Origin of the sequence: Thermoactinomyces sp. CICC 10521, from assembly GCF_016055135.1 — a bacterium.
Taxonomy (GTDB): domain Bacteria; phylum Bacillota; class Bacilli; order Thermoactinomycetales; family Thermoactinomycetaceae; genus Thermoactinomyces_A; species Thermoactinomyces_A daqus.
In genome coordinates this window covers 1-14,618 of record NZ_JAECVZ010000003.1, presented here as the reverse complement: position 1 = coordinate 14,618, position 14,618 = coordinate 1, and the positions used below count along the sequence as shown (strand labels likewise).

The 14,618-nt window shown below is 50.0% G+C and carries 16 protein-coding genes; 15 read left to right on the top strand and 1 reads right to left on the bottom strand.

Translation table 11 applies throughout. The features are described 5' to 3' along the window. Window positions 1-64: 64 nt before the first annotated feature. From I8U17_RS03290 to I8U17_RS03280, 3 genes are all read left to right on the top strand, one after another. The gene (locus I8U17_RS03290; protein ID WP_033101835.1) at window positions 65-886 is read left to right on the top strand and encodes a purine-nucleoside phosphorylase; all 822 of its coding nucleotides are present in this window, start codon (window positions 65-67) and stop codon (window positions 884-886) included. An 81-nt stretch (window positions 887-967) separates the two neighbouring features. Then, window positions 968-2,293, top strand: coding sequence for a pyrimidine-nucleoside phosphorylase (locus I8U17_RS03285; RefSeq protein ID WP_033101834.1), 1,326 nt, complete (start codon window positions 968-970; stop codon window positions 2,291-2,293). Between the two features lie 220 nt (window positions 2,294-2,513). Then, window positions 2,514-2,849: a hypothetical protein gene (locus tag I8U17_RS03280; protein ID WP_033101479.1), complete on the top strand. Its 336-nt coding sequence runs from the start codon at window positions 2,514-2,516 to the stop codon at window positions 2,847-2,849. 203 nt (window positions 2,850-3,052) lie between these two features. On the opposite strand, the gene I8U17_RS03275 is transcribed toward I8U17_RS03280, so the two are convergent. Next, a complete protein-coding gene (locus tag I8U17_RS03275; RefSeq protein WP_033101478.1) occupies window positions 3,053-3,604 on the bottom strand; it encodes an NADPH-dependent FMN reductase in 552 nt (183 codons plus the stop codon). A gap of 118 nt (window positions 3,605-3,722) precedes the next feature. Between I8U17_RS03275 and I8U17_RS03270 the strand changes: the two genes are divergently transcribed. The 12 genes from I8U17_RS03270 to I8U17_RS03215 all read left to right on the top strand — a co-directional run bounded on the left by I8U17_RS03270 (window position 3,723) and on the right by I8U17_RS03215 (window position 14,479). Further along, entirely contained in the window at window positions 3,723-4,190 is a 468-nt protein-coding gene (locus tag I8U17_RS03270) for a MarR family winged helix-turn-helix transcriptional regulator (RefSeq protein WP_033101477.1), read from the top strand. 182 nt (window positions 4,191-4,372) lie between these two features. Further along, window positions 4,373-6,661: an immune inhibitor A domain-containing protein gene (locus I8U17_RS03265; RefSeq protein ID WP_198054956.1), complete on the top strand. Its 2,289-nt coding sequence runs from the start codon at window positions 4,373-4,375 to the stop codon at window positions 6,659-6,661. Window positions 6,662-6,809: 148 nt separating this feature from the next. Next, a complete protein-coding gene (locus tag I8U17_RS03260) occupies window positions 6,810-8,000 on the top strand; it encodes a D-alanyl-D-alanine carboxypeptidase family protein (RefSeq protein ID WP_033101476.1) in 1,191 nt (396 codons plus the stop codon). A 125-nt stretch (window positions 8,001-8,125) separates the two neighbouring features. After that, window positions 8,126-8,479, top strand: coding sequence for an anti-sigma F factor antagonist (gene spoIIAA / locus I8U17_RS03255; RefSeq protein WP_033101475.1), 354 nt, complete (start codon window positions 8,126-8,128; stop codon window positions 8,477-8,479). Next, a complete protein-coding gene (spoIIAB, locus tag I8U17_RS03250; RefSeq protein WP_033101474.1) occupies window positions 8,476-8,928 on the top strand; it encodes an anti-sigma F factor in 453 nt (150 codons plus the stop codon). Before spoIIAA ends, spoIIAB begins: the two co-directional genes overlap by 4 nt. 9 nt (window positions 8,929-8,937) lie before the next feature. Next, on the top strand, window positions 8,938-9,705 hold the full coding sequence (gene sigF, locus I8U17_RS03245; protein WP_033101499.1) for an RNA polymerase sporulation sigma factor SigF: 768 nt from the start codon (window positions 8,938-8,940) through the stop codon (window positions 9,703-9,705). A 146-nt stretch (window positions 9,706-9,851) separates the two neighbouring features. Further along, the gene (locus I8U17_RS03240) at window positions 9,852-10,475 is read left to right on the top strand and encodes a stage V sporulation protein AA (RefSeq protein WP_033101473.1); all 624 of its coding nucleotides are present in this window, start codon (window positions 9,852-9,854) and stop codon (window positions 10,473-10,475) included. Continuing rightward, window positions 10,459-10,881, top strand: a complete 423-nt coding sequence (locus tag I8U17_RS03235) for a stage V sporulation protein AB (protein ID WP_198054954.1) — start codon at window positions 10,459-10,461, stop codon at window positions 10,879-10,881. Before I8U17_RS03240 ends, I8U17_RS03235 begins: the two co-directional genes overlap by 17 nt. Before the next feature lie 21 nt (window positions 10,882-10,902). Beyond that, window positions 10,903-11,256, top strand: coding sequence for a stage V sporulation protein AE (gene spoVAE / locus I8U17_RS03230; RefSeq protein ID WP_033101471.1), 354 nt, complete (start codon window positions 10,903-10,905; stop codon window positions 11,254-11,256). Between the two features lie 4 nt (window positions 11,257-11,260). Next, complete coding sequence (spoVAEA, locus tag I8U17_RS03225; protein WP_081943913.1) at window positions 11,261-11,848, top strand: stage V sporulation protein SpoVABEA; 588 nt, start codon at window positions 11,261-11,263, stop codon at window positions 11,846-11,848. 130 nt (window positions 11,849-11,978) lie between these two features. After that, the gene (gene lysA / locus I8U17_RS03220; protein ID WP_033101470.1) at window positions 11,979-13,328 is read left to right on the top strand and encodes a diaminopimelate decarboxylase; all 1,350 of its coding nucleotides are present in this window, start codon (window positions 11,979-11,981) and stop codon (window positions 13,326-13,328) included. A gap of 191 nt (window positions 13,329-13,519) precedes the next feature. Continuing rightward, complete coding sequence (locus I8U17_RS03215) at window positions 13,520-14,479, top strand: COX15/CtaA family protein (protein ID WP_198059031.1); 960 nt, start codon at window positions 13,520-13,522, stop codon at window positions 14,477-14,479. Window positions 14,480-14,618 lie beyond the last annotated feature (139 nt).

Genomic DNA, 14,618 nt, shown 5'->3' with positions numbered 1-14,618 from the left:
GGTCAGGGGGCAATACCACCAAGCTGCAATAAACGGATACAGAGAAAAGAGGAGGAACACGATCATGCGTTACTCTCGTGTACATATCAAAGAGGCCGCCGAATTTATTCAAGGCAAAATCTCGATTCAACCTGCTGTCGGTTTAATTCTTGGTTCGGGTTTGGGAGTGATCGCGGAAGAGATTCAGAACGCTGTTTCCATCGATTATGAAAACATTCCGCACTTTCCGGTTTCCACCGTGGAGGGACATGCCGGCAAGCTGATTATCGGCGTTTTGAATGAAAAGCCCGTTGTTGTGATGGCCGGCCGCTTTCATCTCTATGAAGGGCATGAGCCGGAAAAGGTGTCGTTCCCCATTCGGGTTATGAAAGAATTGGGGGTTGGAACGATCCTGGTTACCAACGCTGCCGGAGGTGTAAACGAATCATATGATCCCGGTGATTTAATGGTGATTAAGGATCATATCAATCTCATGTTTAAAAATCCGCTGGTTGGCCCGAATGATCCGGAACTGGGGCTGCGCTTCCCGGATATGTCAACCGCATATGATCCGGAATTGCGCGATTTGGCGAAGCAAGTGGCAAGAGAACAAGGTTTTTCCCTGCGGGAAGGGGTTTATGCCGCCGTTTTGGGCCCTTCTTATGAAACTCCGGCCGAGATTCGCATGATCCGGACGCTTGGTGGAGATGCGGTAGGCATGTCAACCGTGCCGGAAGTGATTGTTGCACGGCATGCCGGGATTCGCGTGCTGGGAATTTCCTGCATTTCCAACATGGCCGCCGGAATTCTGCCCCAGCCTCTCAGCCACGAGGAGGTCATGGAAACGGCCGAACGGGTCAAGGAAAAATTTATTGGCCTGGTCAAAGGGATTCTCGATCGATTGTAATAAGGAAGGGAATGCTTTCCCGCCGAAGTTGTCAGCAACGCGTCAGGCGTGATTAACGAAGGATGGACGAGGGATCAAAAGATGAGTACCGTGGAAATCATTCGCAAAAAAAGAGATGGAAAAACGTTGGAAACCAATGAAATTCGGGAGTTGATCCAAGGTTATACCTCCGGAAGGATTCCCGACTACCAGATGTCGGCCTGGGCGATGGCCGTGTTTTACCAAGGCATGACTGAAAAAGAAACCGCCGATCTGACGATGGCGATGGTGGAATCCGGCGACCAGGTCGATCTTTCCGCAATCCAAGGCATCAAGGTGGATAAACACAGCACGGGCGGTGTCGGTGATACGACGACATTGGTATTGGCACCGCTGGTGGCTGCTGCCGGGGTTCCGGTGGCCAAACTTTCCGGCCGGGGCCTGGGACATACAGGCGGTACCATTGACAAACTGGAATCGATTCGCGGTTTTTCAACCGAATTGGCCACGTCAGAGTTCGTCGAGCTCGTCAATCGCAACAAAGTGGCGGTGATGGGACAGACAGCCAATTTGACACCGGCTGACAAGAAGCTGTATGCTTTGCGCGATGTCACTGCAACAGTCGATTCAATTCCGCTGATCGCCAGCTCTATTATGAGCAAAAAGATCGCAGCCGGTGCCGATGCGATCGTGCTGGATGTAAAAACAGGGGAAGGCGCTTTCATGAAAGATGAAGCAGATGCTGTCCGCCTGGCCCAGGCGATGGTGGCGATCGGCAAACATGTAGGACGCAAGACGATCGCGGTTGTCAGTGACATGAGCCAGCCGCTTGGGTACGCCGTCGGAAATGCCGTCGAGGTAAAAGAAGCGATTGATACGTTGAAAGGGAACGGACCGGCCGACTTGACCGAGCTTTGCTTGGTGCTGGGAACGCAGATGCTGGTTCTCTCGGGTGAATACCCTGATAGCAAAGCCGCCCGGCAAACGCTGGAAGAACTGATCCGCAGCGGAAAAGCCCTGGCCAAACTGAAAGAATTTATCGTCGGCCAACACGGGGATCCGGTACAAATTGATCAACCGGAGACGTTGCCGCAGCCCGGGAAAATCATTCCGCTCGAAGCGGAGCAGGATGGGATTGTCCAGACAATTCATGCTGAAGAAGTAGGGCTTTGTGCCATGAAATTGGGGGCAGGACGGGCCACAAAAGAAGATCAAATCGACCATGCAGTGGGCATCCTGTTGCATAAAAAAGTCGGAGACAGCGTACAAAAGGGAGAACCGCTGGCTTCCCTTTATGTAAACAGAACCGAAGCGCTGGAGGAGGTGAAGCAGCGGATGCGCCAGGCGATCCCGATCGGTACCACTCCGGTTTCGGCTCCGAAATTAATTCGTTCGATTGTAACGGAAGATGGCGTCATCCCGCTGTAAATAAAGATAAATCCGGCCCTCTGAAGAGGGCTGGATTTTTTTATGAGAAAAAATGCAATTATTTTTAGCAATCACTATGCTTTTTTCCCGTTAAAAAAGGCAAAAGAGGGAAGAAGGAAGATTTGCCGAAATATACATAAAGGGAACAAATTTGCCTGCCTGACTCGAAGTCGTTTTTTGAAAATTCAGCCCGTGCAGCAGAGGCAAAGGAGGGATCTCCATGGATTACTGGGTAGAGTTGGGTCTGGAGGAAAAAGTATTGAAGATCCTGGAGGCAGCAAGACAATCGGGGGGAGAAGCTGCGCTGGACGGCCATGAACTGGCGATTGAACTGTTGAAAAGGGAACCATCCCTGCTTCAGGGAACCTCCCTGCGTTTGCGCGGATCGTCGACGGAATCATTCGGCCTTTATCTTGCCAAGCAATTATCCACTCGCATTCTGCATCATCAACTGCCGCTCCTGATGCGAAAAGTGAACAAAAGCATGAAGGTATATACGGCGCCGGACGGGTCGGCTTTTACTGCGAATATGACTGAAAAATTTTATCTCCCATAAAAATGAAAGCGCTTTAATTTTAATGGTTTCGGCCACAAGGGGGGGAGATCGCTCCTTGTGGCTTTTTCTTAACGTTTGCCGGAAGCAGGGCACCAGGCCAGGTCATTGGAAACGAAGGAAGAAGAGGGACTTTGATCCTCATCCGATTCTTTTCATCCCCGAATTTGGACGAAAAGAGGTTTCAGTATATAATGTAAGCCTTTTCAATCAGTTGCAGTCGATTGCTTTTTTTGTAACAAGGCAGTATAGTGGATCAATTCTTCTGTGACTGATGCCAAGCGTTCCTTGACGGCTTCATGAACAGCACCCGTGTCGTCAAGATCGGTTTTATCCACGACGCATTGGCCCGGCAGCACCAGTCCCCCGACGCCGCGAATCACCAGGCGCAGATTATTGAGGGCGTTAATTCCCCCTTTGCCCCCGCCGCTGATCGCCGTGAGCGAAACCGGCTTTTGATCAAAATGGCTTCGGTTCAAAAAATCAAGCGCGTTTTTTAAGGCGCCGCTGATCCCGTTGTGATATTCGGGTGTGCAAAAGAAAAAGCCGTCCGCCTGCTCCGCGATTTTTTGCAGATGCTTTACTTCCGGATGGGCAAAGGTCTCTTCTTCTCCGTTGAATATGGGCAGTACGTGAGCGCTCAAATCATACAACAGCACATCGATGCCTCTGGATTTAAAAAAATGGAAGGCGGTCTCGGCCACTTTCTGCGAATTGGAGTTTTTGCGGGGACTGCCGCTGAATATTAATATTTTCATGCGATTCGCTCCTTCATTGACTATTATTTCAAATTTGATATAATAAATTTTGTGATAATTATATAATTTGCGGCTATGTTTTGTCAAATTACAACAACTCGTTTTAAAGGATGTGGTCTTGATCAAGAACGGAGAAATTGAACAATCTATGCATTTATTGCGTGTTTTGGCGCGTTCCTATTCAAGTGTTTCCACCCATTCCTTCGGTTCTTGCAAAAAGTTTGGCTTTAACCCGACGGAATTCGCCGTATTGGAACTTTTATACCATAAAGGGCCGCAGAAGCTGAATGAAATCGGGAGCCGCCTGCTTCTGGTCAGCGGGGGAGTCACCTATGTCGTTGATAAAATGGTGGCAGCTGGATTGGTGATTCGGGAACCTTGCCAGACCGACCGCCGCGTCATCTATGCAAAACTGACGGAGAAAGGGAGAAGGACCATAGAGGAAATCGCCCCAAAGCATGCGGAAAATCTGCACGAAGCCGTCAGCGGACTTACTCCGGCAGAAAAGGAAAAGCTGATTGACCTGTTGAAAAAGATGGGAAAAGAGGCAGAGCGGAAATGGAAGGAGAAAAGCAGCAGGATATAAACGGATCAGTTTGTTTACAGGAGCCTGTCGGGGATTGAGTCCCTGCCGGCTTCCCAAAATCCTTCCATGAATACATACAGTATGGGGCTTATTAACAGGTCTAAAAAATATATATTGAAAAAATACTAAATTCATTTATAATTGTATTGTCTTTTCTATTTGTTTAGAGAAGGGGGAGCGGTATGAAGTTCAATAAGTCAGTCATCGCCCTGCTCTGTTCATCCCTGATCCTCGGGACGATGACGACAGCGCCGATGGTGGGTTTTGCCCAGTCGTCCGAACCTTCGTCCGGGCTGAAACGGAGCAATGCTGACACGGATTGGGCCGTTGTCAATGAAGAAGCATTGATCAAGTCGCTCAAGGATCGCGGGAAATTAAGCAAAGACGCTTCGCCGGAGGAAATTGAAAAAGCGGTTCAAAACTATGTTTCTCGTGGAAAGACCCCGTTCAGCAAAACAGACGGAATCGATACGTCATCTTCTTTTGGTAAGCGGGCGTTCAAAAACAGAAGAGCTTTCCAGAAGAAAATGGACAAGAAAGTTGCCGGATTCAAAGAGGAGTCGACGAAAAAGACAGGTAAGAATCATTTTTCCGATAATGCCGTGGTCGCTCTGATCGAGTTTCCGGATCTCAAACATAATCAGATTCCGCCGAACGATGACGGCACATCCCTCTGGACCAAGGATTTCAGCCCTGAGCATTATCAAAAACTGCTCTTCAGCAAAGACGGCTATACCACGGACGATGGCAAGAAACTGATTTCTTTCACCCAGTATTACCAGCAACAGTCGGCAGGCTACTGGTCGATTTCCGGGAAGATCACCCCGTGGATTGAAGCGCAGCACAATGCCGCATACTACGGGGAACACATAAAAGTCGGGGATTACGAAGATAACGACGCCCGTCCGCGGGATCTGGTCAAGGAAACACTGACGGAAGTGGGCAAGCTGATTGCCGGCCATGAGTCAGAGTACGATCAACGTGATCCCTACGACCTCGACGGTGACGGAAATGTAATGGAACCAGATGGTTTGCTGGACAACCTCATGATCGTCCACTCCGGCATGGGTGAAGAAGCGGGCGGCGGTCAGTTGGGCCCCGATGCGATCTGGTCCCACCGTTCGGTGATCGGACAGGCACCTGTACCAATCCCCGGAACAAAACTAAAAGCGTATGATTACATCATTCAACCCGAAGACGGGGCAGCAGGTGTTTTTGCCCACGAATACGGCCATAACCTGGGTTTGCCCGATGAATACGACACGGGTTACACCGGTTCGGGCTCTCCTGTGGAAGCCTGGTCCATCATGTCTTACGGCAGTTGGGCGGGCAAGGTTCCCGGAACGGAGCCGACGGGGTTCAGCCCTTACGACAAACTGTTCTTCCATGAAACCTACGGTGGCAACTGGCCGGTTCCGACCGTGATTGACTTTAAGAATTTCCACGGTCACCGGACATTCCCCCTGAAAGAAGCCGTGGCGAATACCAAGCGCGGAAAAATGCTGAAAATCGACCTGCCTGATCGTCTGGTCGATCCGCCAACCCAGCCGCTGGGCAAAAAATCGTATTTCTCCACCAAAGGAAATTCGCTTGATACCAGTATGACTTCTCCGGTGATTGACCTGACCAATGCCAAATCACCCAAACTTTCCTTTGATTCCTGGAGAGATATTGAGGCAAATTATGATTACCTGTATCTGAAGGTGAAAGCAGATGGTGCGGACCAGCCAGTCACAGTCAAGGAATACACCGATTCAACCGATGGAAAATGGGTGAATGACCAAATTGATCTGACCCCTTTTGCCGGCAAAAAGATTCAATTGACGTTTGAGTATGTGACGGACATCGGTCTGGCCAAAGAAGGATTCTATGTGGATAATATCGACGTGTCGGACAACGGCCAAACGCTGTTCCACGATGATGCCGAAGGCACGCCGCAATTTACCTTGGACGGGTTTAAAGTGTTTGACGGTTCCAAAATCCCATTCCCGAACTATTATCTTGTGGAATGGCGGAACCACAACGGTGTGGATCAGGGATTGGCCCATATCCGCCGCAACAACAGCTTCCTGGTTTATAATCCCGGAATGCTCGTCTGGTATTACGACGGGCGTTGGGGAGATGACAACATGACCGGACTCCATCCGGGCGAAGGCTTCCTCGGACTTGTCGACGCCCATCAGTTCGGATTTTATTGGAACGACGGAACGGTCGGCTCGACTCGCTACCAGCTGGCGGATGCCGCATTTGGCTGGAAGCCGACGGTGCCAATTGATATTACGTATCCGGATTCATACATGAAATACGATTCCCTGCCGGGTGTGCCCGTATTTTTTGACGGGAATGATTACAGCAGCCCGTACAACCCCGACGGAGGAAAAATTTTGCCTTACAACGGAGTAAAACTTGTTGTGAAAAAGGCAAACCGAAATGACTCAGAAGCATGGGTCGAACTGTCGAAAGTCAAATAATCTCAATCAGAAAAAGGCCTTCCCTGCCGAGTGGGGAAGGCTTTTTTCCGTCCCCGGGTTATCCAAAAAGACTTGGGATATTTTTTGGGAATAATTTTCCAAACGCCTGCTCACACTAAGAACACTGCTGCATAGGAGGGAATGTGGAATGCTGAAAAAGTTCAGCAGGTTCATCTTGTCCATCAGTGTAACATTGCCATTGATGTTTGCGCATACGACCGCCTTTGCCGAAGGGGCGGAAACGGATCTGGCGCCAAACAGCTTATCTGCGGTGTTGATCGATGCATCCACGGGTAAGGTGCTGTTTGAGAAGAATAGCCACAAACCGTTGCCCCCTGCCAGCATCACGAAATTGATGACGATGTTGTTGGTGATGGAAGCGGTGGATGAAGGAAAGATATCCCTGAAGGACCAGGTTCGGGTGAGCGAATACGCCGCCTCCATGGGCGGAACGCAAATCTTCCTGGAACCGGGCGAACAGATGAGTGTGCATGATCTGTTAAAAGGAGTGGCGATCGCTTCGGCAAATGATGCTTCAGTCGCTTTGGCTGAATATATCGGCGGGACGGAAGAAAATTTTGTCGCGATGATGAATAAAAGAGCGAGTGAATTGGGGTTGAAAAATACCCATTTTCAAAACTCGAACGGCCTGCCGGCAGACAATCATTATTCCTCCGCTTATGACATCGCGATCATCTCGCGCGAATTGTTGAAACATCCGCGCATTACCCAGTATACCGGGGTTTATCAGGATTACCTCAGACAAAACAGCAAAAAACCGTTCTGGCTGGTAAACACCAATAAATTGGTTCGTTTTTATCCCGGACTCGACGGGCTGAAAACAGGATTTACCTCCGAGGCGAGATTTTGCCTGTCGGCAACCGCCCAGCGGAAACATCTTCGCGTCATCGCCGTAGTGATGGGCGAACCGGATGCAAAAACGCGCAACAAGGAAGTCTCGGATATGCTGGACTATGCTTTCAACCGCTATACAAGTCACTTGTTGTATAAAAAAGGAGCTGTCATTGCCGAAAAAGCGATCGAAAAAGGAGACCCGGGAGTGGTTCGCATCCGCGCCAACCAGCCGTTCAGCCTGTTGATGGAAAAGGGAGAAAAGATCAGCGACTATCAGCAAAAATGGGAATGGAGAAAATTAAAGGCTCCCATTTCCAAAGGAGACGTTCTGGGAAAAGTCCAATTTCTCAAGGACGGGAAGGTAGAGGCGGAATTGGAACTGGTCAGTGCGGTCGATGTACAAAAGGCGAATCTTTGGTCCTCGCTGAAACAAGTATTGAAAGACGTATTCTATCTGCCGGGCAATATCAGGGAACAAGATTAACAACGCGGATCGGGGAGTTCCGTTTGATGTCGGAGATCCTCGATTTTTTTGTTATTTTCTGCCGGGGAGGAAGAGCAAAGAAGGGTGTAGAAATAGGGGATTAAAACAGAGAGAGGAGTACGGTTATGAGCCTGAATATTCAAGTAAAGCATTTTAAAAGTGTGTTGATTGTCCGGCTTCAGGGAGAATTGGACCATCATTCGGCGGAAAAAGTGCGAAATACCATCGAGCGCGAATTGGCACAGGAGTCGATTTCCCATCTGGTGCTCAATTTGGCCGATCTCGATTTTATGGACAGCTCCGGTCTCGGGGTGATTCTCGGCCGTTATAAAAAAGTATCGCAACTGGGAGGGAAAATGTTGCTCTGCTCGATTCAACCGTCCGTGCACCGCCTGATGGAAATGTCGGGATTATTCAAGATTGTACCTACATACGAAGATGAACATAGCGCGATTCTCGCTTGTGGGGTGGCGTCATGAAAGAGTCGGGAAAAAACGTGATGGAGCTTAAGTTTTCCAGTCGATCGGAAAATGAAGCATTTGCCCGCGTGGCCGTGGCATCCTTTGTTTCGCAATTGGACCCGACGGTGGAGGAATTGACCGATATCAAGACGGTGGTATCCGAAGCGGTCACAAATGCCGTGATTCACGGGTATGAAGAGCGGGATGGAATCATCTGCATCCGCACGGAAATCGATGGGGAGCGCGTCAGCATTACCATTTCCGATCAAGGTGTGGGGATTTCCGATGTCAATTTGGCCAGGCAGCCCCTTTATACTTCCAAGCCTGAGCTGGAGCGGTCAGGGATGGGTTTCACCATCATGGAAAATTTTATGGATGAAGTGATCATCCATTCCAAGCCGGGACACGGCACGACGGTTCATATGGTTAAATATCTGAAAAGCCGGCAAAAGTCGTTGGCGAATTGAGGGATGTCCATGGAAGCAGACATTCGCAACCATAAGTTGAGCCATCTCTCTGACGATGAAGTGAAACAACTGATCCTCGACAGTCAAAAAGGGGACATGGAGTCGAGAAACCGTCTGATCAGCCACAACATCCGTCTGGTGTGGTCCGTTGTCCAGCGTTTTCTGAATCGCGGCTACGAGGCCGAGGATCTCTTCCAAATCGGCTGTATCGGTTTGCTGAAAGCCGTCGATAAATTTGACCTGAGCTATGATGTGAAATTTTCCACGTATGCCGTCCCAATGATTATCGGTGAGATTCAGCGTTTTTTACGCGATGACGGGATGGTGAAAGTGAGCCGTTCGCTCAAGGAGATGGCCAATAAAGTGCGCAAGGCGAAAGATGAGCTTTCCAAGAAGCTGAACCGGCTTCCGACCATCCAGGAAATTGCCGCGGAAATCGGGGTGGAGCCGGAAGAGATCGTCTTCGCGCAGGAAGCGAATCGCGCTCCGGCCTCTATTCATGAAACGGTTTATGAAAATGACGGCGACCCGATTACGCTGATGGATCAGATTGCCGATGAACCGGTTACGTCATGGTTTGACAAGCTGGCCATTAAAGAGGCCATTCACCGTTTGTCCGAAAGGGAACAGCTCATTGTCTACCTGCGCTTTTTCAAGGACCAAACCCAATCGGAGGTGGCCGAGAGGCTTGGAATCTCCCAGGTTCAGGTTTCCCGTCTGGAGAAGAAGATCATCGCCCGGATGCGGGAAGAACTTGATCTGAGCAGAGAAACATGAGAACGTGTGGAAAATGCACGGGAAGGTCAGGGAAACGCATATTTTCACAGAAGTCAATGAAAGCGCCGAGAACGGTGCTTTTTTATATTCTTGTCAAAAAGAAGCATACTATTAAAGGATCATCCTTGGTGGAAAGGAGGTTTCCCGTGAAGCCGACTGTATATGTGAGATTGAGGAAAAAGATCGAAGTTGATCCGGAGCAAGTCATCCGGTTAAAGGATATCTGTCAATTGGTGGCGGATGAACCATACCGGTATCTGGGAAACCTGCCTGTTCATACGGCTTCATTGAAGAATGGAAATTACGCTTTGGTTGATGCTGTTCACATCATGCGTTTGATCAAAGAGAGGCAACCGGAGCTGGATGTGTGGCACATAGGGCCGACACAAACCCTGATCGAGATCAAAACCCCGGATCCGATGCCGAAACGGTTGCCGGTGGCAATTGTGATGCTCATTCTGTTTATCGGTTCCGGACTGGCGATCATGAACTTCCATGCCGATGTGAGCATGAAAGAGGTGCACGCCCGGATCTATTATATGTTGACAGGAATTCATGACAAACATCCGTTGCTTTTGCAAATTCCCTATTCGATCGGCATCGGGGCAGGCATGATTCTGTTTTTTAACCGCTTGTTCAAACGCCGTTTCAATGAAGAACCCAGTCCGATGGAACTGGAAGTGTTTTTGTATCAGGAAGCAATGGAACAATACATTATCCATGATGAAAAACAAAAAATGGGGCGAACGACCCATGCAAATCCTGATTGATTTGATTCTGATGGTGATTGGCCTGTCCGGCGGAATTGCCGTCGGCGGAGGTTTCGTCGCCTTTATCACCGTGTTGGATATTGTTCCGCGGCTCGTTCAAATGACGCGGACGTTCCGTAAGATTATGCTGTACGAGTATGCGATTGTGTTCGGCGTCGTTTTTTTTACCTGGGTGGATTTTCGCGACTATTCTTTTTCCTTGCCACGCGTAATTGCAGGTGTGGTGGGGGTGTTTATGGGGATCTTCATCGGTATGCTGGCTGCCGCCTTGACCGAGGTGGTCAATGTGATTCCCATTATGGCCAAACGGCTGAAGATGCAGGTGCACCTCGTTTACCTGATTATGGCCATGACGATGGGGAAAGTGGCTGGTTCTTTGTTTGAATGGCTGTTTTTTGAGTTTTAAATGAAAGGATGTGAATTGCTAATGGGTTCATTTTGGGCGGCTTTTCTCGTCGGCGGATTGATCTGTGTCGTCGGGCAGCTGTTGATTGACGGAACAAATATGACGCCGGCTCATGCTCTGAGTTTGCTTGTGGTGGCAGGAGCGGTATTGGATGGCTTGGGTTTATATGAGCCTTTGATTCAATTTGCCGGGGCCGGGGCCACTGTCCCGATCACAAGTTTTGGCAACGCGCTGGTGCACGGGGCATTGATGGAAGCAAAAAAGCACGGACTTATCGGGGTATTGTCAGGCATTTTTGAGATCACCAGCGCCGGGATCTCCGCAGCGATTATCTTTGGTTTTTTAACGGCTGTGATCTTTAAACCCAAAGGTTGATATTATGGAAAGAAGGCAAGTAATCCTGGTGACGGACGGAGATCAGGCAGCCAAGACAAGCCTGGAGGTGGCGGCACGGCGGGTCGGAGGCCGCTGCATTTCATTGTCGGCGGGAAATCCGAGCCATTTGAGCGGCCCGGAACTGGTGGAATTGATTAAACAGGCTGCGAATGATCCTGTATTGGTCATGTTTGATGATTGCGGTTTGGCAAGAGAAGGGGTGGGCGAACAGGCGCTGAAATATGTGGCGACACATCCGGACATTGAAGTGCTGGGGGCGATCGCCGTAGCTTCAAACTGCAAAAACAGCAAAGGAACCCCTGTCCATGTCACGGTGAACCGCTGGGGACAACTCACAGCGAACAGCGTGGATAAATTCGGCCGGCCCCAATACCGCCACCCTCTCAGGATTTTCGGCGATACGGTTGAAGTGTTGAATGAAGTTGCCGTTCCCTTTGTTGTGGGAATCGGGGATATAGGGAAGATGGGACGCAAGGACGGCGTGGAACTGGGGGCTCCGGTTACCACCAAGGCGGTGCAACTGATTCTGGATCACTATCGGCGCGCTCCGAAGACCCCGTCCCGTCCATAAGCGAAGGAACCGGTCTGTATCGGCATTCTTACCGGCTCTTTAATTAATTAAAGCGGCAAAAAGTTTCTGTTTATTTCTGCTTCAATTTGTCGTATAGTAGTGGATAAACATAAATTAAGGAGTCGGTAGCATGTACCTGCACGGAACAAGCAGAATCAATGAAGCTGGGCATTTGGAAATCGGCGGCTGCGATGCGGTGGAACTGGCCAAACGGTTTGGCACGCCGCTTTACGTGATGGACGAGGCCTGGATTCGCAGCCGGATGCGTAATTTCGTCAAAGCGGCAAAAGAGACGATGATTCCCTTTCGGGTCGCATATGCGAGCAAAGCTTTCAACACACTTGCCATGTGCCGGCTGGTCGATGAAGAGGGATTGCTGCTCGACGTCGTCTCGGGAGGAGAATTGTTTACCGCACTGCGGGCCGGAATGCCGGCAGAGAGAATCTATTTCCATGGAAACAATAAATCCCCGGCAGAGATCGAACTGGCGCTGGACGCCGGGATTCGACTCTTTGTGGCAGACAATTTCACTGAATTGGAGATGCTGGAGGCCATTGCCGCGCACAAGGGCAAAGTGGCCCGCGTCATTCTCCGGGTGAGCCCGGGAGTGGAGGCGCATACACATGCGTATATCCAAACGGGTCAGGCCGATTCCAAGTTCGGATTCGATCTGGAAAGCGGCCAGGCCCTCCAAGGTGTTCGGATGGCGGAAGAGGCTGGACATCTCTGTCTGGAAGGGTTTCATTGCCATATCGGTTCACAAATCTTTGAGACGGAAGCATTTGAACTGGCAGCCGAAAAGATGGCCGGGTTGTGCAAGGACAGCTACGGACAGTTTGGCTTTGAAACGAAAGTGCTCAATATGGGCGGCGGGTTTGGCATCCGCTATGATGAGAATGACCATCCCCAACCGGTCGAACGGTATGTAAACATAATTGCGGACGCGATGAAAAAGCAATTTGCCGGTCTCCCCTTCCTGCCGGAGATCTGGATTGAACCGGGCAGGGCGATTGTAGGAACGGCGGGAACGACGCTGTATACGCTGGGCACGGTGAAAGAAGTTCCCGGGGTGCGCAAATACGTGGCTGTCGACGGGGGGATGACGGACAACCCTCGTCCGGCTTTATATCAGGCGAAGTATGAGGCGTTTTTGGCCAACCGGGCGCTAGAAGAGGCGGAAGAAGTGGTCTCGATTGCCGGAAAATGCTGTGAAAGCGGAGATATGTTGATTTGGGATCTGCCTCTTCCTGCGGTGAGACAAGGCGATTTGCTGGCGGTTCCCTGTACGGGTGCCTATAACTACTCCATGTCGAGCAACTATAACCGTTTCCCACGGCCGGCTGTCGTGTTTGTGCAAAACGGGCAGGCGGAATTGGTTGTGAAGAGGGAAACGTATGAAGATCTGATCTCCCATGATGTGATTCCGAAGCGTCTTTTAAAAAACGCTCCGGCAGCGGAGCTTGAAATGATCAGGAGTTGAAGGGAAGTTCGATGATGCTGCGGCAATGGAACGCGAAGCAGCTTTTTCCGTGGTATCCCTCCCAGGGCATTGAGGCATCATCCTCCCCTTTTGTGAGAAGTTTGTGCCTGTTTCCTGAAAATTAAACGACCAGGTTCAGACTGTGGTAAGATGGTAGAGGCGAATCGCCTCTTGATTAGGGGGGAGTTATCTTGAACGAACAACGTTTGCTGCGCATTTTGGCGGTTTTCACGTCAATTGGCGCATATTTGATGGTATTGATGGGAGCGATCGTGAGCGCGACTGAATCGGGCCGGGGGTGCGGCGGTTCCTGGCCTTTTTGCCATGGACAACTCATCCCGCAGTCGATGCCGGTCGATACTGTGATTGAATATAGTCACCGGATTATTTCGGGAATTGATGGGTTTTTTATCCTGCTGCTGACGGTGTGGATCTGGTTCCGGTTTAAAAAGGATCAGCGGGCGAAAATCTTAAGCGGGATGAGCCTGTTTTTTGTCGTTTTGCAAGGTGCCTTGGGAGCGTTGACAGTTGTGTTTGAGGAAACCTTTTCCAAAAACTTCGCGCTGGCGCTCCATTTCGGTTTTTCTCTCATTACTTTTGCCAGTGTGGTTCTGTTGACCGTCCACTTCTTCCAGAACAGGCAGGGAACAGTCGGGAAGAAAGTCTCCCCGGTTTCACAGCGGATGAAAACGGCCGTTTGGGCACTTTCCGCTTATACGTATGTCATTGTTTATACCGGGGCATTGGTTCGGCATACCGATGCGACCATGGCTTGTGGGTATTCATTCCCGTTTTGCGGTGGCCTTTATCTTCCCAATCTCAGTTCACTTGCGGGGATTCAGATGTTGCACCGATTTGGGGCGTTTTCCCTCTGGATTCTCGTTCTCCTGTTCATGATCTTGGTCCTGCGGAGTTATCGGGCGCGAACAGACCTGGTGCGTGCAAGCATCATGGCGCTGATTTTGATTACCTTGCAGGCGGTGAGTGGTGTCATCATCATTTTGACAGGAGGGAAGCTGGTGCCGGAAATGGTTCACAGCACGATTATTTCGGTCTTTTTCTGCGTTCTCTCCTATCTCTGCATGCAAGTTGGCACCCCTTGGGGAAAAAAGCGGCCGGTATTGATTCCTGAAGAGGGGATCACCCATTAAAGATGGAATGGAATAATAGACGGGAAGGATGATTCCTTCCCGGAGATTGATGACAAACCCCCCCCTTTTCTTCGGAAAAGGAATGGGGTTTTGTATATTTCTAGGATATATACAGATAAAGTAAACCTGATGTGACCTA